This is a genomic window from Pedobacter sp. MR2016-24, assembly GCF_026239655.1.
In the GTDB taxonomy this organism is placed as follows: domain Bacteria; phylum Bacteroidota; class Bacteroidia; order Sphingobacteriales; family Sphingobacteriaceae; genus Pedobacter.
The window spans coordinates 74,737-93,520 of the sequence record NZ_JAPIVO010000002.1; the positions used below are offsets into that span (position 1 = coordinate 74,737).

The 18,784-nt window shown below is 41.7% G+C and carries 16 protein-coding genes; 8 read left to right on the plus strand and 8 right to left on the minus strand.

The genetic code is table 11. From position 1 onward, the window contains the following. Positions 1 to 42: 42 nt before the first annotated feature. Positions 43 to 996, minus strand: a complete 954-nt coding sequence (locus OQX62_RS04485; protein ID WP_265830880.1) for an aldo/keto reductase — start codon at positions 994 to 996, stop codon at positions 43 to 45. A 101-nt stretch (positions 997 to 1,097) separates the two neighbouring features. Further along, the gene (mnmD, locus tag OQX62_RS04490; RefSeq protein WP_265830214.1) at positions 1,098 to 1,787 is read right to left on the minus strand and encodes a tRNA (5-methylaminomethyl-2-thiouridine)(34)-methyltransferase MnmD; all 690 of its coding nucleotides are present in this window, start codon (positions 1,785 to 1,787) and stop codon (positions 1,098 to 1,100) included. 46 nt (positions 1,788 to 1,833) lie between these two features. Here mnmD and OQX62_RS04495 point away from each other — a divergent pair, with 46 nt between their 5' ends. Continuing rightward, entirely contained in the window at positions 1,834 to 2,196 is a 363-nt protein-coding gene (locus tag OQX62_RS04495; protein ID WP_265830215.1) for an MmcQ/YjbR family DNA-binding protein, read from the plus strand. Positions 2,197 to 2,295: 99 nt separating this feature from the next. After that, complete coding sequence (locus OQX62_RS04500; RefSeq protein ID WP_265830216.1) at positions 2,296 to 2,997, plus strand: OmpW/AlkL family protein; 702 nt, start codon at positions 2,296 to 2,298, stop codon at positions 2,995 to 2,997. A 65-nt stretch (positions 2,998 to 3,062) separates the two neighbouring features. Here the strand turns inward: OQX62_RS04500 and OQX62_RS04505 are convergent, their stop codons facing one another. Beyond that, the gene (locus OQX62_RS04505; RefSeq protein WP_265830217.1) at positions 3,063 to 5,102 is read right to left on the minus strand and encodes a M13 family metallopeptidase; all 2,040 of its coding nucleotides are present in this window, start codon (positions 5,100 to 5,102) and stop codon (positions 3,063 to 3,065) included. 405 nt (positions 5,103 to 5,507) lie between these two features. Between OQX62_RS04505 and OQX62_RS04510 the strand changes: the two genes are divergently transcribed. Both OQX62_RS04510 and OQX62_RS04515 read left to right on the plus strand, forming a co-directional pair. Next, positions 5,508 to 6,053 carry a GNAT family N-acetyltransferase gene (locus OQX62_RS04510; RefSeq protein ID WP_265830218.1) on the plus strand — a complete coding sequence of 182 codons (546 nt, stop codon included), beginning with the start codon at positions 5,508 to 5,510 and terminating at the stop codon, positions 6,051 to 6,053. Positions 6,054 to 6,110: 57 nt separating this feature from the next. After that, complete coding sequence (locus OQX62_RS04515) at positions 6,111 to 8,786, plus strand: valine--tRNA ligase (protein ID WP_265830219.1); 2,676 nt, start codon at positions 6,111 to 6,113, stop codon at positions 8,784 to 8,786. 580 nt (positions 8,787 to 9,366) lie between these two features. On the opposite strand, the gene OQX62_RS04520 is transcribed toward OQX62_RS04515, so the two are convergent. Beyond that, a complete protein-coding gene (locus tag OQX62_RS04520) occupies positions 9,367 to 9,828 on the minus strand; it encodes a type I restriction enzyme HsdR N-terminal domain-containing protein (RefSeq protein WP_265830220.1) in 462 nt (153 codons plus the stop codon). A 56-nt stretch (positions 9,829 to 9,884) separates the two neighbouring features. Between OQX62_RS04520 and holA the strand changes: the two genes are divergently transcribed. Beyond that, positions 9,885 to 10,910 (plus strand): DNA polymerase III subunit delta, encoded by a 1,026-nt coding sequence (gene holA / locus OQX62_RS04525; protein WP_265830221.1) that lies wholly within the window; start codon positions 9,885 to 9,887, stop codon positions 10,908 to 10,910. A gap of 10 nt (positions 10,911 to 10,920) precedes the next feature. On the opposite strand, the gene OQX62_RS04530 is transcribed toward holA, so the two are convergent. After that, on the minus strand, positions 10,921 to 11,346 hold the full coding sequence (locus OQX62_RS04530) for a DUF3995 domain-containing protein (protein WP_265830222.1): 426 nt from the start codon (positions 11,344 to 11,346) through the stop codon (positions 10,921 to 10,923). 209 nt (positions 11,347 to 11,555) lie between these two features. Between OQX62_RS04530 and OQX62_RS04535 the strand changes: the two genes are divergently transcribed. Further along, positions 11,556 to 11,960, plus strand: coding sequence for an EVE domain-containing protein (locus tag OQX62_RS04535; RefSeq protein WP_265830223.1), 405 nt, complete (start codon positions 11,556 to 11,558; stop codon positions 11,958 to 11,960). 102 nt (positions 11,961 to 12,062) lie between these two features. Here OQX62_RS04535 and OQX62_RS04540 read toward each other — a convergent pair whose 3' ends face one another. After that, positions 12,063 to 12,590, minus strand: a complete 528-nt coding sequence (locus OQX62_RS04540; RefSeq protein ID WP_265830224.1) for an acyl-CoA thioesterase — start codon at positions 12,588 to 12,590, stop codon at positions 12,063 to 12,065. Positions 12,591 to 12,669: 79 nt separating this feature from the next. Between OQX62_RS04540 and OQX62_RS04545 the strand changes: the two genes are divergently transcribed. Next, a complete protein-coding gene (locus OQX62_RS04545; protein WP_265830225.1) occupies positions 12,670 to 14,157 on the plus strand; it encodes an alpha-amylase in 1,488 nt (495 codons plus the stop codon). Positions 14,158 to 14,170: 13 nt separating this feature from the next. Here OQX62_RS04545 and OQX62_RS04550 read toward each other — a convergent pair whose 3' ends face one another. Next, positions 14,171 to 15,439, minus strand: coding sequence for a DUF5103 domain-containing protein (locus OQX62_RS04550; RefSeq protein ID WP_265830226.1), 1,269 nt, complete (start codon positions 15,437 to 15,439; stop codon positions 14,171 to 14,173). Next, positions 15,439 to 17,358, minus strand: coding sequence for an ABC-F family ATP-binding cassette domain-containing protein (locus OQX62_RS04555; RefSeq protein ID WP_265830227.1), 1,920 nt, complete (start codon positions 17,356 to 17,358; stop codon positions 15,439 to 15,441). The genes OQX62_RS04550 and OQX62_RS04555 overlap by 1 nt, the downstream gene beginning before the upstream one ends. Positions 17,359 to 17,535: 177 nt before the next feature. Between OQX62_RS04555 and OQX62_RS04560 the strand changes: the two genes are divergently transcribed. Continuing rightward, complete coding sequence (locus OQX62_RS04560) at positions 17,536 to 18,564, plus strand: quinone-dependent dihydroorotate dehydrogenase (RefSeq protein WP_265830228.1); 1,029 nt, start codon at positions 17,536 to 17,538, stop codon at positions 18,562 to 18,564. The last annotated feature ends 220 nt before the right edge of the window (positions 18,565 to 18,784 follow it).

An 18,784-nucleotide genomic window follows, 5' to 3' on the forward strand; every position in this document is an offset into this window, starting at 1 on the left:
CATTTGTGTGCTCAGGCTAATTGATTCTCATCAGCCTGCAGGCTATGATAATGCGCTTGCTTCATCTAAAATGGCAATATCTTCCATATTTAGTCTTAAGGATGCCGCTTTCGTCAGATCTTCCAGTTGTGCTAAACTGGTTACACTGGCAATAGGTGCAGTGATAGAAGGACGGGCAATCAGCCATGCTAAGGCTACACTTGCCGGCGTGGAATTGTATTGTTCCGAAACTTCGTCCAATGCTTTGAGTACCCTGAAACCTTTATCATTCAGGTAATCTTTCATGCCTCCGCCTCTGGCGCTTTTACCTAAATCATCCACAGACCGGTATTTCCCTGTCAAAAATCCGCTGGCAAGGGAATAGTAGTTAATGACACCCAGCTGATTGTCAAGGCAAATCTGCTCATATTCTTTTTCAAACTCTGCTCTGTTATACAGGTTATACTCTGGCTGGAAAGACTGATATTTTGGTAAACTCAGTCGCTTGCTGGTTTCGAGTGATTCTTTTAAACGTTCTGCACTAAAATTAGAAGCGCCAATCCAGCGGATTTTCCCTGCTTTTATGAGTTCACCATAAGCTTCAAGTGTTTCTTCAACGGGAGTTTCAGGATCATCGTAGTGCGACTGGTAAAGGTCTACGTAGTCTGTTTTCAACCGTAGTAAAGATGCGTCTATGGCTTCAGTTATATATTTTTTAGAAAGACCTTTTTTACCATCACCCATATCGCTGCCCAGTTTGGTAGCCAGGATCACCTTGTTGCGGTTATTGCGTGATTTTATCCAGTTACCAATGATGGTCTCTGACTCGCCACCTTGATTTCCCGGTTTCCATCTGGAATAAACATCAGCCGTATCAATAAAGTTAAAACCCGCTTCTACAAAAGCATCCAGAATTTCAAAGGACTTTGCCTCATCTATGGTCCAGCCAAATACATTTCCTCCAAAAGTAATGGGACTCACTAATAAATCTGTGTTACCTAATTTTCTTTTTTCTATCGTACTCATATCACGCTTATAATTGTTAGGAATAATCTAATCTCCATTAAAAACAACAATATAAGTCGCGTGTTTGCCGGTTTTCGTCGTGGATTTGTCAATTAAAGATCAACAGGCTGTTCTGTCAGTTTTACTGCACGCAGCATTTCTCTTTTTCCAGGGGCACCAGGCAGTTTTTCAATCTTTAAACCATGACTCTTCAAAGCACGTTTCAGTTTGCCGGTAATGGCATAGGTTACAAATATTCCGCCTGGTTTTAAGAAGGAACAAACGTGCCCGATCATCTCGTCCGACCACATCTCTGGTTGATGCTGCACTGAAAATGCATCAAAATAGACTAAGTCATACACCGGCGGCCTGCTAAATGCGGCTAAGGTGGTGAATGCGATTTTCAGCTCCAGAAAGGGATTCAGCTGAACAGGATCGACCATCGCTGCGGCATAATGTGTGATCAGGTTATCCCAGACCGCTGCGGGTACATACTGCTCATAATTTGTACTCGCCAATTCTTCTATACTTAAAGGAAAAGCTTCAATACCCGTATAGTTGACATTGACCTGCTGCTCTTCTGCAAACGCGGCAGTAAGCAGGAAATTTAAGCCCGTACCAAAACCAACTTCTAATATGGCTATAGGTTGTTCCGGAAATAGTGCCATTGCATGTTTTAAACCGGCGTCTATAAATACGTGTCTGCTTTCCTGCAGGGCACCATGTTTGGAATGGTAATGTTCACCTATAGTTTCATTGAAGAGCGTATTGGAGCCGTCGGCCGTTAGAGTAATTCGGTTCATTCCTCAAATTTATCTGAATTACTTAGATTTGCTTAAATTATTTTACATGGATATTGAAATACTCCGGGAATACTGCCTCAGTTTGCCAGGCACTGAAGAAGATCTTAAATGGGGAGAGAACCTCTGTTTCATGGTGGAGCAGAAGATCTATGTACTGGCATCGCTGGATACAGGTACGCTCACTTTTAAGTGCGATCCTGAGGAATTTGAAGAACTCACGGCAAGGGATGGTATACAGCAGGCCTCACATTTTGCTAAAACACAATGGATAACCCTGATGGATTATGATGTGATGGCGGATGGAGAACTCAAGAAAAGAATTGCAGCGTCGCGCTCATCTGTTATAGCTAAACTGCCGAAAAAAATACAGGAAAAGTATAGCCAGCAGGGCGAAGATAGCAGTAAATAAAGCTGGAAACCCTGCTTTAAATCATGTTTAGGTATGTTTAATCTCATTATTTTTTCCTGTTCATACGAATAGATTTGATTTTAAATAAATCAAGTTATTATGAAAAGGTTAATCATGTTTTCAGCAATGATGGTTGTTGGAATGAGTGTTTTTAGTCAGACGACAGAAACAAAATCAGCGAATGGACACGAATGGAGAGTAAGGTTGCGCGGGGTAGGTGTAATGCCACAGGAAAGTGCAGATATCAGCGTCATTAAAGGCGATGTGGACATTTCTAATTCTTTTATTCCTGAGCTGGACTTCACTTATTTCTTTAACAGTCATTTTGCGGCTGAACTGATCCTGGGAACGACCAGACATAAGGTGAGTACAAGGTTTTCAGATTTAACTGCTATAGGTGGTGCAGATGCGGCAAATATAGACCTGGGAAAGGTATGGCTTTTGCCTCCGACGCTGACTTTACAATATCATTATCCGGTAGGAAAATTTAATCCTTATGTGGGTGCGGGTATCAATTACACCATATTCTACAGCGCAGATCAGGGACCTGTAGTGAAAAACATAGAGTATAAAAACAAATTTGCTTTTGCTGCGCAGGCGGGTTTCGATTATGATATCAGCAAAAGACTGTTTATCAATGTGGATCTCAAAAAAATCTTCTTATCTACTACTGCAACGGTAGATGCCAGTAACCTGACCCCTGCAGGAAGTCCCCAGCTGGCTCCTGTATTAAGTAATATCCAGGCCGATGTTAAAATTAACCCATGGCTGCTTGGTGTGGGTATCGGCTGTAAATTTTAGTTGCGCTCTCTTTAAATAAGAAGCCGCTGCCTGTGATCAGGAGCGGCTTCTGTTGTAAAAGGAATTTACCAGAGTCTGATTCTGTCTTCTGGTTTTTTATATAATTTATCACCAGGTTTAACATCAAAGGCATCGTACCAGGCATCCATATTTACCGGTGCACCGATAGTTCTGAATTCTCCCGGCGAGTGCGGATCTGTTTTGATCAGCTGTGCCGCACTTTCCGGAAGGATATTACCTCTCCATACCTGCGCCCATGAAAGGAAGAAACGCTGATCTGGTGTGAAACCATCGATTTTTTCATTCGACTGACCCTGTTTAGTCATTTTAAATGCAGTATAAGCTGCATTTAATCCGCCCAGGTCACCAATGTTTTCACCCATAGTCAGTTTTCCATTTACTTTAACGGTATCAAGTACTGCATATCCGTCATACTGTTCGCCCAATGCTTTGGTTTTTGCATCAAATTTGCTGCGGTCGTCGTTTGTCCACCAGTTGCGCAGGTTTCCGTCTTTGTCGTACTGACTTCCGCTGTCGTCAAAGCCGTGCGACATTTCATGGCCGATCACGGCGCCAATACCACCGTAGTTAATGGCATCATCTGCATTTGCAGCAAAGAATGGGAATTGCAAGATGCCGGCAGGGAAAACGATTTCATTCATTGTCGGGCTGTAATATGCATTAACCGTTGGTGGCGTCATGCCGAAACGGGTGCGGTCAACGGGTTTGCCTAACTGGTCGATCATTTCTTTGTATCCCCATGCACCTACATTTCTAATGTTCTGGAAATAGGTGGTGCGACTAATTTCTAATCCTTTGTAATCTTTCCATTTATCAGGATAACCGATCTTCGGTACAAAAGCGTTAAGTTTAGCTAATGCTTTTTCTTTCGTTACAGCGCTCATCCATTCCAGGTTGTTGATCCTGATTTCAAAAGCTTTACGCAGATTGCTGATCAGTTCTGTCATTCTTGCTTTCGCCTCCGGCTTGAAATATTTAGCCACATATAGCTGACCCAATAATTCACCGATGGCGCCATCAGTTAATGACGACATACGTTGCCATCTTGGTGTTTGTACTTTCTGACCTGTTTGGGCCTGGTTAAAAGCAAAACTCGCCTGTACAAACGGAGAGCTCAGGTTCGGTGCAGAGTTTTTCAGCACATTCCATTGCAGGTAAGTTTTCCAGTCGGCCACAGGAATGTTTTTCAGCATTCCGTCCAGGCTCACAAAGAATTTAGGAGAGGAAACAAGAATGGTATCCTGACCTTTTACTTGTAGTTTTGGCAACGTGGTCACCCAGTTGATGTTGGGGGTTGTTTTACTGAAATCTGCTACCGTGAACTTGTTATAGGTTTTATAAGGATCACGCATTTCCAGTCGTGACATCTGTGCTTCAGCGAATGCTTTTTCTATTGTAAATACGGTATTTGCTTTTTGTTTAGCTTCTGCTGCAGCGCTACCTGTCAATGTAAACAAGGTAGTCATGTAATTCAGATAGGCTTCTTTGATCTTGAGGACTCTGCTGTCATCTTTCAGGTAATAATCGCGGTCTGGCAATGTTGTGCCGCCCTGACTGATCTGAGGAAGGTATTTTGTCACATTTTTTCTATCCTGACCAACACCGAAGCCGAACATAGGGCTACCTATTCCGCTGGTGCGCATCGTGATTACCTCGTCAATTACACCCTGAAGATCTTTGATTTTGCTGATCCGGGACAGGTCGCCTTTAATAGGAGTGTAACCTAATTTTTCAATAGTTACGCTATCCATCGCTGCTGAATAGAAGTCGCCGACCCTTTTCTTTACCGAACCTGCCGGTGCACTTTTATCTGCCGCGGCATCTTCCACCAGCGTTTTTACTGCATTTATATTAAAATCACGAAGCTCGTTGAAGCTACCCCAGCGTGTTTCTTTTGCAGGTACAGGATTTTTTTTGATCCAGTTTCCGCTGGCATAAGTATAAAAATCATCTCCGGGTTTTACGGTGAGATCCATATTGGTAGGATCTATGAATTTTTGAGGAGCTTGCTGGGCGAACGAAGAATAGCTCGCAGCCACAATCCCTAAAGCTGCGAAGTAGCTTTTCATGTGTGTGAAGGTCATTATTTATAAATTAAGGTAAATTATAGCGCGTCAATTCCTGATGAACGTATGCCGCCTAAAGGAACACATAACTGTGCCGGTAAACATGATCTTGTTCAGGTAAGAATTGACAGGGGTTGAAATTAAGTAATACAGCTTAAACAATCGTTGTCTAATGAAAATATTACTTATTGAACCAATAGTAGATTTTGGTTAATCCCAGTTTTCTGATGATCATTCCTGTAATCGAATATATTTTAATAGATCCCATGACTAGATAAATTATACTGTATTAACATATTTTAACATTTATTATTGTGTTGGTCTTACTATATATGTTATATAGTGTCAATTGTCCAAACAGGTAATTGAGCCAATGCAGGCGATTTACTATATTTGGCGCATCAACTTAAATCCCGGATATAAATGGCTGAACTAAAATTTTTTACAGAACGCTTGAAGTTAAGATTAGTGGAGATGGCAGACCTGGAGTCTATTCATATGTTGCACCATCTTGCAGAAACAGATCAATACAATACCTTAGGCATACCTAAAGATTTAGAAGAGACAAATATAATTGTGGATGGCTGGATCAATGACCATCAGAAAAAAACGATCAAGAACTACACATTTGCAGTAGAGCTGGAAAAAGGAGGTTTTATTGGACTAATCGCATTGAAGTTATCTTCTTTGAAGTTTAACAGTGCCGAGGTATGGTACAAAATCAATGTGGATTACTGGAACCAGGGATATGCTACTGAGGCGATCAGGGCAGTAATCAGGTTTGGTTTCGACCGCTTGAAACTACACCGTATCGAAGCAGGCTGTGCAGTTGAAAATTTGGCTTCTATACGTGTGCTGGAGAAAGCAGGCATGACGCAGGAAGGCAGAAAAAGACAGATCCTGCCGTTAAAAACAGGGTGGATGGATAATTTTGAATATGCAATTCTTGATGTGGAGTGGAAAGCATAAATTATTTTCCCCCAAAAAGCTTATTTTTGTAATTGAACCCGATACTTTAAAAATATAATGAGCATTTCTACGAAATACGATCCGGCAGCAACCGAAGATAAATGGTACAGCTACTGGTTATCAAAAAACTTCTTTCATTCTGAACCTGATGAGCGTGAGCCTTATACGATTGTAATCCCTCCGCCAAATGTGACGGGTGTGTTGCACATGGGACACATGTTAAACAATACGATTCAGGATGTTTTAATCCGTCGCGCCAGGATGCAGGGCAAAAATGCCTGCTGGGTACCGGGAACTGACCATGCGTCAATTGCGACAGAGGCGAAGGTCGTAGCCATGTTAAAGGAAAGAGGGATCAGTAAAAAAGACCTGACCAGGGAAGAGTTTCTTGCTTATGCCTGGGAATGGAAAGAAAAATACGGTGGGATCATTCTTGATCAGTTAAAGAAATTAGGGGCAAGCTGCGATTGGGAACGTACGCGTTTCACTATGGAAGAAGATCTTTCTGATTCTGTAATTGATAGTTTCATCCACTTATATAAAAAAGGAAGAATTTACCGCGGTATCCGCATGGTAAACTGGGATCCTGCAGGTAAAACGGCCGTTTCCGATGAAGAAGTAATCCGTAAGGAAGTAAATCAGAAATTGTATTATATCAAATATGCTATTGCTCCTGCAAATACAGGGAGCGCTGCAGGATATCTGACTATTGCCACTACACGTCCTGAAACTATTATGGCTGATGCAGCCATCTGTATCAATCCCAATGATGAGCGTTATACACACCTGAAAGGTAAATCTGTGTTTGTACCGCTGATCAACAGGGAAATTCCTGTAATTGAGGACGAATATGTAACGATGGATTTCGGTACAGGCTGTCTGAAAGTAACTCCGGCACATGATCTGAACGATTATGAACTGGGTGTGAAACATAAATTGCCTGTAATTGATATCTTAAATGATGATGGTACTTTAAATGAACTGGCTGTAATCCTGGTGGGTGAAGACAGGTTCGTAGCGCGCAAGAAAATTGCTGTGCTGCTGGATGAAGCCGGTCACCTGGATAAGGTAGAAGATTATAAATCTCAGGTAGGTTTCTCTGAGCGTACGGATGCGGCTATTGAGCCTAAGTTGTCTATGCAATGGTTCTGTAAGATGGATGAAATGGCAAAACCTGCACTGGAAGATGTGCTGAATGGTGATGTGAAACTGATTCCGGAAAAGTTTATGAATACCTACCGTCACTGGATGGAAAACGTGCGCGACTGGAATATTAGTCGCCAGCTCTGGTGGGGCCAGCAAATCCCTGCCTGGTATGATGATAAAAACAATTGGGTAGTCGCAAAAACGAAAGACGAAGCTTTAGAAGAATTTCTGAAACTGAAAGATATTGATGGTAATTTTACGGAAGAAGAAGCGAATGGCTTTAAACACCAACTGGCTCCTTTCATCAGGCAGGATGAAGATGTAATGGATACCTGGTTCTCTTCATGGTTATGGCCAATATCTGTATTCGATGGTTTGAAGAACCCGGGCAATAAAGATATCAACTATTATTACCCGACAAACGACCTGGTTACGGCTCCTGAAATCCTATTCTTCTGGGTAGCGCGTATGATTATGGCAGGACACGAGTTTATGGGCAAAAAGCCTTTCACGAATGTATATCTGACCGGTATTGTACGCGATAAACTGGGTCGCAAAATGTCTAAATCACTGGGCAACTCTCCTGACCCGATTGGCCTGATCGAAAAATATGGTGCTGACGGCGTGAGGGTAGGTATGCTGCTTTGCTCTCCTGCAGGAAACGACCTGATGTTTGACGAAAGTTACTGTGAGCAGGGCCGGAATTTCGCCAGTAAAATATGGAATGCCTTCCGCCTGGTAAAAGGATGGGAGGTGGATGATACGCTGGCTAATCCTAATGAGCAAGCTATTTTATGGTTTGAGAACCGTTTCAATGAGGCATTGGCGGAGATCGAAGATAACTTTAAGCAATACCGTTTATCGGAAGCGCTGATGACTACCTACAAATTGGTATGGGATGATTTCTGTGCATGGTACCTGGAAATGGTGAAACCTGCTTATCAGCATCCTATTGATCCTGCTTCCCTGAAAGCAACGGTAGGCTTCTTTGAAAAAATCCTGAGTCTGCTGCACCCTTTTATGCCTTTCCTTACGGAAGAGCTTTGGCATGATGAATTGTTCGGGGAGAAAGGTGAAATGGATTGTATTATCGTCGCACCTTATCCTGTAGTAGGGGATGCAGATACGGTGTTGTTAAAAGATGTGGAAATAGTGAAAGGGATTGTTGCTGAAGTTCGGAATATCCGTAATACTAAACAAATCTCTCCGAAGGAAGGATTGCCTTTGAGTATTAAGGTGAATTCAGCAATAGCTTACGACAAATGGCGTACGATCATATCGAAACTGGCGAATGTTACCGGGATTGATATCGTGAGTGATAAGGTATCTGGTGCGTCAGCTTTCATGGTGGGTAAGGACGAATTCTTTATTCAGCTGAATGAAACGATTGATGTAGAGGCGGAGAAGATACGCTTGAATGCTGATCTGGTTTATCTGCAGGGTTTCCTGAAGGCAGTAGATGCGAAATTGGGTAATGAAAGGTTTGTGCAGAACGCTAAACCAGAAATTATTCAAAATGAGCGCAATAAGAAAGCTGATGCTGAAGGGAAGATGAAGATTATCCTGGAGTCTTTACAAGCTTTGTAAAAAAACGGGGAGAGGGGTATGCTGTCTGGAATATTCGCCTGAAGGGGCGAACAATCCTAGGACAGCATACCCCTCTCCCCGTTTTTTTCGTACTCACATGTGTATCCACGGCCCGGGATGATGCAACATATCCAGTTTCAGATAAGGCTTTTAGGGGAGGGTGCGTCCGGTATGGCGCATATTAGTATAGCGGTATATAATTGTTGGTATCAAAATGTGTAGGTATTTTGATCTATAGAGGTAACGGTATATAGGTGTGCAGATATATAGACGTAAAGATGTATAGGTATATATATGTTAATTGTTCTGTCTAGGAGATGTGCATATGGAATCATTATTTACCTTAATCGTGGGTTGGTGTAGGGGCGTTTTAATGAAGGTTTTTATGATTGATTTGCTAGGTTGATTTTGAGCTGTATCTGGTTGCAGTCTGTAGGTAGGAGATAACGTGAGTTAGTGGTTTAAGAAAATAAATTATTGCTGTAGACAGGCATTCCAAGGTTCCTTCAAAGCTTGGGCAGCCTGGAAACAGCATCATTTATTTTACAGATCAGGATGAACTTATAGAATATGAAGCGATTTAAAGATCTGCGTACAGCGGCAACTCTTCGAAGAACAGGAAACTGGAAGCAAGGTGATCAATCTGAGCATAACAATGTACCAAACCATTGGTTACCACCAACCACTTTGCTTTGTGTACAGAATTGTATCTGGATGCCTGGTCGAACACCGCCTGAGACATCTTTACTGACGGTGCTTTGCACTCGATCACCATGATGCGCTGTCCTGAGGTATTGAAGATGACGATATCTGTACGCTTCTGCCGGTCGTTTAAATTGAGACCTGCTTCAATCTGGATGAGTGACTTCGGAAATTTCTTTTCTTTAATCAGGTAGTGGATAAAGTGTTGCCTTACCCACTCTTCGGGAGTTAATACCAGGTGTTTCTTTCTTACTTCATCAAAGATAAAGTACTGCTCTGCTTTCATGGTTATTTTGAAAGGGTGATGCGGTAGATTGAGTGCTGTGGGTATAAAAGCCATTTGTGCAAAAATAACCTTTAATAATTAGTTTTTAGCCGTTACATTTGGATAATTATATGAGTGCTTCCGATATTATAAAAGACATTAAAGCGAGAAAGTTTAAGCCAGTTTATCTCTTGCATGGCGAAGAACCTTATTATATTGATCAGATTATCCATTACATGGAACAACATGTGCTGAGCGATATGGAAAAGGGCTTTAATCAGACGGTATTATATGGCAAGGATACGGATATGGCTACGATCTTAAATGCGGCGAAGCGCTATCCGATGATGTCAGATTATCAGCTGATCGTGGTGAAGGAAGCGCAGGATCTTAAATGGGCTAAAGAAACGGAGGGGAGTAGTAAGGAAGCTGAGTTTGTTCAGGCTTATTTTGAGAAACCACTGCAAAGCACTATTCTGGTGCTGGGTTATAAATATGCAAATTTTGATAAGCGGAAGAAGATCTTTAAGTCCATTACTAAAAGCGGGCTTGTATTTCAGTCAGATCCGGTAAGAGATTATAAACTGGCGGGATGGATTGAGGATCTGGTGAAAGAAAAAGGAGCAAAAATTGCACCGCAGGCAGCAGCACTGATGGCAGAATATCTTGGAACGGACCTTTCCAAGATCTCGAATGAGCTGGAGAAGCTGATGCTGAACGTGAGTAAGGAAACTACTATTGATACGGATCATATTCAGAAAAATATAGGCATCAGTAAGGAGTATAATGTTTTTGAATTGCAAAAGGCACTGGCGTCAAGGAATGTGCTGAAGGCCAATCAGATTGTTAATTATTTTGCTGATAATCCCAAAGCAAATCCGATGGTGATGGTGATGGCGAATCTGAATGCTTATTTCACCAAAATCCTGAAGTATCATTATCTGCAGCATAAAGGAGACGCAGCAAGAGAGCTGGGGGTAAATCCTTATTTTGTGAAGGACTATGAAGCTGCAGCAAGAAGTTATCCTATCAACAAGACCTTTGATATTATCAGTTTATTAAGGGAATATGACCTTAAAAGTAAAGGAGTGGATAGCACGGGAAATGTGACCGATGGAGAGTTGTTGAAAGAATTGATGTTCAAAGTATTACACTAATCTCTTTCCGTTAGCTTTCCAGGAAGGCGATGATATGTGTCAGCGCCAGAAGCAGGCATAGCGGACTATATAATCGCGTATCCATCTTTGCAAACCGGGATTCCCTGTATTTCTTTGACAAGCCAATATACCTGAAATCGCCTATGCCCCGCATCAGAAAAATGATACAGATGATGAGGACACCATAACGCACATATTCGAGGTCGATATAAAGATGCAGCCAGTGGCGATGTGCGAGATCTATCGCCGCAAAAAACAGCATACCGATTGCGACAGATACGGTAACTTCCATCGAAGGAATAAACAGATACCTTCCGTTTCCATAAGTAGGAATGACTACATCTTTCCAGGCAGTGCCGCCAAATGCCCAATAAAAATGAAGTCCGGCCAGCAGCAGAAATACTATAATATTGATAATGGTTAAAAAGGTGATCATAAAAGAACGAGCAATTGGATTTGGTTAGCCATTAAATATAGTTAAAATGTTTAAAAAGAAGATGTTGAGTTCTTTCTTTTTGCGGAAAATGGTCATTTGAATTTATTTAAGCTCTTATTGTTCCCCTTTTGTTAATTTTGGATCCGAAAGTCAGGTATATGTTTATTACATCGCTGATATCTGTCTTCATACATAAATTATTTACATAGATGAACTACTTCTTAGTCAAGTCAGAACCATTTAAATATAGCTGGGAACAGTTTAACAAAGACGGACGTACTTTTTGGGACGGTGTACGCAATTATCAGGCACGCAATAATATGAAATTGATGAAGGAGGGCGATCTTGTCCTGTTTTATCATAGCAATGAAGGAAAACATGTGGTGGGCGTTGCAAAAGTGGTGAGAGAGTTTTATCAGGATCCAACTACAGATGACACCAATTGGGTAGTAGTTGATCTGTCTCCTGTGGAGACGCTAAAAAATCCGGTTACCCTGGAGCAGGTTAAAGCAGAGGAAAGCCTGAAAGATATTTCATTGGTCAAACAAGGCCGCTTATCTGTGATGCAGCTCAAGGCAACAGAATTTGATAAGATCCTGGAGATGGGCAGCTAATAGCTGTCAGGATTGTAATCCAAAACAGGGACTAACAACAGGAATTTAAGATCTCTCCTGTTGTTAGTATAATATTGTTTATGCCTTGAAAAACAATGTGGTTTATGCCTGGTCTTTAAAAAACAGGGCTTTTAATTCGATCGCATCATTTGCGTCCATTTTTCCGGCAAGAATCAAACGCAGTTGTCTTCTCCTTAATGCGCCTGCAAATAATTCAATCTCATCTTCCGTTTCCGGTAATAATTCAGGAACCGGAATAGTTCTGCCGCTCTGGTCTACCGCTACAAAAGTATAGTAAGCCTCATTAGATTTTACGCGACTCCCCGAGGGGATATTCTCCGCCCACACATCCAGGCGTACTTCCACTGAAGTATGAAAAGCACGGGTTACTTTAGCCTCTATGGTAATTACATCCCCTAGTTTAATGGGCTGCTGAAAAGATACGTTATCTACTGAAGCCGTTACAACTATTCTGTTGCAGTGTTTTTGTGCTGAAATCGCAGCAGCTATATCCATCCAGTGCAATAACCTGCCACCCATTAAATTATTTAATGTATTGGTGTCGTTTGGCAGGACCAGTTCATTCATGATGGTGAATGAATTTTTAGGATTTTTGGCTTTTATACTCATAATTAGGGCAAAAGTAAACAAAATGTAGGGAATCATGTTATGCTAATGTTTTAACAACAATCAAACACATACCCACTTCATGATCAATCAAACACTAATTCAATATTTTCATTGGTATTATAACGACGAACAAAAACTATGGCAGAAAGCAGCGGCTGAAGCCAAAAATCTTCAGGATATAGGTATAACCGGCGTATGGTTTCCGCCGGCTTATAAATCTACTGAAGGGGATGATTCTACGGGCTATGACTGTTATGATCTTTATGACCTGGGGGAATTTGATCAGAAGAACAGTGTGGCCACTAAATACGGGACTAAGGAAGAGTACCTGCAGGCGATAAAGGCTTTGCATGAGCATGAAGTCATGGTGCTTGCTGATGTGGTGTTTAACCATAAAGCCGGGGGCGATGAGCTGGAAAAAGTGCCGGTGAGAAGGGTAGATGCAGACAACAGGGCAGAATTCACTTCTGATGTTTTTGAGATTGAGGCCTGGACAAAATTCACTTTCCCTGGCAGGCAAGGAAAATATTCTGAGTTCATATGGGATAAAAGTTGTTTCAGTGGAATTGACTGGGCGGAAGATTTGAAGGAAACGGCCATATTTTCTATCCAAAATGAATACGGAGAAGGCTGGGAAGATGTACCATCTGAAGAAATGGGTAACTACGATTACCTGATGTTTAATGATGTGGAATTTAGAAATAAAGCGGTAAGGGAAGAATTGAAGAGATGGGGAGAGTGGTATTACGAAACCTGCGGGATGGATGGATTCCGACTGGATGCGGTGAAACATATTGCGCCGGACTTTCTGAACGAATGGCTGGACCATATGAATGCGAAATTCAATAAGGAGTTTTTCATAGTAGGAGAGAACTGGGTGCTGGATGACGTCGCAAACCTGCGTAGTTATATTGACATCACGGAAGGCAGAATGCAATTATTTGATTCGATGCTGCACCATAATTTCTATCAGGCGAGCAAACAGGGAAGCGATTATGATATGGGATCCATATTTAAAGATACGCTTGTTGAATCTCATCCGCATCTTTCCATCACATTTGTGGATAATCATGATTCACAGCCGCTTCAATCGTTAGAGGCTTATGTGGACTTTTGGTTCCGTCCGCTTGCTAATGCCATGATATTGCTGAGGGAGCAGGGAATACCTTGTATTTTTTATTCTGATTTGTATGGTGCTAAATATAAGGATACGGATAGTGAAGGGAATGAGACAGATGTAGAGCTGGTGAGCATAGACAGCTTGCCCGAAATGATTAAGATCCGCCGCGATCTGGCACATGGCTTTCAGCGGGAATATCTGGAACATTCAAACTGTATAGGCTGGACGAGAGAAGGGGATGAAGAACATGAAAATTCGGGAGTTGCGGTAGTATTAAGCAACGGAGAAGAAGGAAACAAGAATATGGAAATAGGAAAGGGACACGCAGGCAGTATATTTATAGATGCCATTGGCGGAAGGGAAGAAGAAGTTACCGTAAATGAAGAGGGATGGGCAGAATTTTTCTGTAATGCAGGCAGTGTTTCTGTGTGGATTAAAAAGAATTAAGCTCTTTAGCTAATTATTTTTGGACAGTACTGATGGTATTATAGCCAACCAGTTCGTCCCAGCGGCTACCAGGTTTTCGGAAATAGACGAAAGTCTGGTAGTTGTTTTCAGTCTCCACAAAAGAACCTTCGAACGCAGCAAAGTCGGTGTTTCCGGTTGAATTGTTCCTCCATACATACTGATAATCATATACGCCCTGTTTTAAGAAAATATTTTTGTAATACTTTTTCTTAAAGGCATCGTAATCCATTTTATTTTCAGCTGTAAGCTGAAAGTTATTAAATCTCCCTACCACATATACATCTCCATCAGTCCCGGGAGGGGCGCTGTTCAGCGTAAATAATACGTGCGCGTAGTCACTATCCGTATCATTGTCTGTATTATCCTGATTCCTGATAAAAAAAGCACCATTATCGTCAATTTGCCTGGTATATTTAGGTGCATTCCCATTTATGTCCTGGAAGAGAACAATATGGTTCGCCGTATCGGTAAAGATATTCTGCACATGTTCAGCTTTGTAACGCAGGCTGCGGAAATCGAACTTTCTGAATTCATTCAGACCGGGAAAGTCATTCGCATTGATCTCATTGTATACCAGTGATCCTGGTTTTACATAAGTAGGCTTCGTACTGAGTTTTGCTGTGCGGGGATTCCCATTCTGCATCAGCAAAACTTTGATGTCGGTATAAGGATTCTGAATTGGCGTCTGGCTAAAAACGGTGAAGTTGATTTTCTGATTGCTGAAACGCAGGGAAACTTCATTGCTTGGTGTAACTTCCGTCGCCACATTGAGCTGGTTGCTGGTGATGTATAACCTTTGCGAGCATACCGGTTTGTTGATATCTCCGTTCAGATATACCTTTAACAGGTAATTTCCGGAAATTTTAGGTTTGATCTGATCATTTGGCAAAGTCAGCTGATAGTGGCTAAACTTTTGCAGCGTTTTGGAAGAGTAGGCATAATCAACAATTCTGTCTTCATTCAACCCGTCAAGATAATCCAGTACAGACAGGTTACTCGCTTTCCAGTCGTACGTACAATGCTCTAAAGTATACCAGTAATCTTTACTGCCTCCATTCAAATCATCAAATGAAAACAGTAGTCGCTCGCTGGAATTGAGCTGGATGACAGGAAGGGATTGCTCTTTTTGTGTATTGTAACACTGCACAGTTTTAATTTGTGCAGCGTATATTTTATTCTCGTAATCAAACTGATTTTGCTGTGCAAAGCAGAATTGAAAAGCATAAAGACATAAAAAGAGCAATCCTCCAAATTTATTCATCAGGCTGTTTCCAGTTCCATAATCTCAGCAGCAAGTGTTTCCCATTTGTCCTGCGCATCATCTAATAGCGCTTTAGCAGCGATATATTTTTTGTTTGCTTCCGCAAGTTTCACCTGATCACTGTATACTTTTTCATCAGCAAGTTCAGCTTCAATAGCTTTCACCTCCTGGTCCAGTACAACAGTTTCCTGCTCAATTTTTTGCAGCTGGTCATTCAGTTTTTTTAATTGCTGCTGTGTATTTACCGTTACCGGTTTATCTTCTGCTTTAGGTTTCACCTCTTTTTCTGCCGGTTTCACAGGAATACTTTTTGCAGCAGGGATTACCCTTTTGCTGTTCCATATTTCATATTCTGCATAAGTACCGGGATATTGTTTGATCTGTTCTTCTTCGATAAACCAGATTTTATTGGCCACATTGTCCAGGAAGTACCTGTCATGGGATACTGCAATAAAAGTACCCTCAAATTGTGTTAATGCCTGGATCAGAATGTTGACCGACTGAATATCGAGGTGATTCGTAGGCTCATCCAGAATCAGGAAGTTAGAATCCGTAGTCAGTGATTTTGCCAGCGCTACACGTGATTTTTCTCCCCCTGAAAGGACTTTGATCCTTTTGAATACGTCATCTCCTGTAAAAAGGAAACAGCCTAATATGGAGCGTAATTCGGTGTCTGTATGTTTTGGTGCAAATGCCTGCAGCTCTTCCAGGATCGTATTGCCTAAATGCAGTGATTCCAGCTGATGCTGAGCAAAGAAAGTAGTCGTTACATTATGTCCGGTCTCACAGGTACCGTCAAACTTTTCTACCCCTGCAACCATTCTCAATAGAGTAGATTTACCTTTACCATTTGCGCCGATCAATGCAATCTTGTCTCCTTTTTCGATTACAGCTTCTGCATTTTCCAGAATGTCGATGTTAGGATATCTTTTTGTCGCATTCTCGATCCTGATCACGTGTCTGCCCGAAGGTTTGGTGAACTTGAAGCTGAAGTTAACCGTTGGGTTGTCATCATCAACATCTTCCACACGCTCCATTTTATCTAAAGCCTTCATACGCGATTGCGCCATCTTTGCTTTACTTGCTTTGGCTTTAAAACGCTCAATCAGTTTTTCTTCCTGCTTGATTTTGGCCTGCTGGTTTTTAAATTCTCCTTTTTGGATTTCACCACGGAGTGATTTCTCTTCCAGGTAGAAAGTATAGTTTCCTGCATAAGTTGTCAGTTTACCTTTACGGGACTCTACAGTACGGTTTACTATTTTATCAAGGAAGTACCTGTCGTGTGAAACAATTACGATAGCACCTTCAAATCCGGCCAGATAAGTTTCCAGCCATTTAATGGAAGGTAAATCCATGTGATTGGTAGGCTCATCCAGTAAAAGGATATCAGGTGTCTGCAATAAGATCTTTGCCAGCATCACACGCATTCTCCATCCTCCGGAGAAAGTGTTTAAAGGTCTGTGCTGATCTGCAGTGCTGAAACCCAATCCTGCTAAGATCTCATTCGCCTTGTATTCGATATTATAGCCGTCCAGTGCTTCAAACTCCTGCTGTTTATCGCTCAGTTTGTTCAGTACTTCTTCAGAATAATCTGTTTCAATCTTTTTTAGCAGTACTTCAATTTCATCATGTATCTGGTTCTGGCGCTCAAAAGCTTCCATGGCCACATGTAAAATGGTATGGTGAGATTCATAAGAAAGTAAATCCTGATTCAGGTAACCAATTTTCAGGTCCTTAGACATAGAAATTGATCCCGAAGAAGGTGCATATTCTCCTACAATTATTTTTAAAAGGGTAGATTTTCCTGTTCCATTGGCACCAATAAGGCCAATTCGTTCTCCTGGTTTAATGTGCCAGTTCGCTTCGTCATATAAAGCACGGGAACCTATCAGGAATGTTAAGTCGTTTATCGAAATCATGTTGGGTGCAAAAATACAAAATTAAGCGCATTTTGTTTGAGTTATAATGAGTTCTGACCCGAATTATAAAAATATTACAGCGCTGCTACTTTTTTGAGCCAAAGCAGCACTGATCCGTAATTATGAATTCGCATACATTTGAATTCATAATTATGGATAATAATCTATCTTTGTGGCATGTATCGTCTCATAAAGCCCATATTTTTTAAATTTGATCCTGAAAAAGTACACCATTTTGTGGTTAAAAGACTGAACTGGTTTCATGATCGTTTTCCACTTGGTAAAACAATCCTGCGCAGCAGCTTCGATGTACATATCAAAGGACTGGAAAGGGAGGTGTTCGGTATCAGGTTTAAAAATCCGGTAGGCCTTGCAGCCGGCTTTGATAAAAATGGAGAATATATCGAAGCTTTAAGTCACTTGGGATTCGGATTTATCGAGGTAGGGACGGTGACACCTTTACCACAACCCGGGAATGACCTGCCCAGGATGTTTCGCCTGACAGAAGATAGTGCAATCATCAACAGGATGGGATTCAACAATAAGGGCGTGGATATTCTTGCAGAGCGTTTAAGGGTATTGAAAGCAAAAGATGCCAGCATTGTGATTGGCGGCAATATCGGTAAAAACAAAAATACGCCTAATGAAGAGGCAACGAGCGACTATGTAAAGTGTTTTGACCGCCTTTTTGATGTGGTAGATTATTTTGTAGTCAATGTAAGTTCTCCCAATACACCCGGGTTAAGAGCCTTGCAGGAAAAAGGTCCGCTTACGGAATTGCTGAACACTTTACAGCAGCGCAACAGCAAGAACAATATCTCCAGACCCATCTTATTAAAGATTGCACCGGATTTGACGAATGAGCAACTGGATGATATCATAGATATTGTAAAGGAAACGGGTATCGCCGGTGTAATTGCTACCAATACAACGATCAGCAGAGAGGGATTATATACACCTGCTGAATTAGCCAATGAGACTGGCGGTCTGAGTGGTAAGCCGCTTACTTTGCGCTCCACTGAGGTGATCCGTTATCTTGCTGATAAATCAGGCAGGGCTTTTCCTATTATTGGCGTAGGGGGTATCCATTCTGCCCAGGATGCGAAGGATAAGCTTGAGGCAGGTGCATCACTCGTGCAACTGTACACGGGTTTCATTTATGAAGGGCCGGGACTCATCAAAAGAATCTGTAAAGCATTAATTTAAGTTCCGGGGGGCGTCTGGGACGAATTGAGGTGACTGCAGGCTGAATATGACTTGCGTGCAGATGAATTGGGCGCTATACTGGTGCCTGTACCACAGTATCACCCGAGTCAGACTATAATCAGGTAGAATACTCCCCAAGCGAACCTGGGATCTGCTCTAGTTTTGCCCCGACCCAAAATAGCTGCGTCGCAGTGTGAAATTTAAAATTCCAGGTATAAAA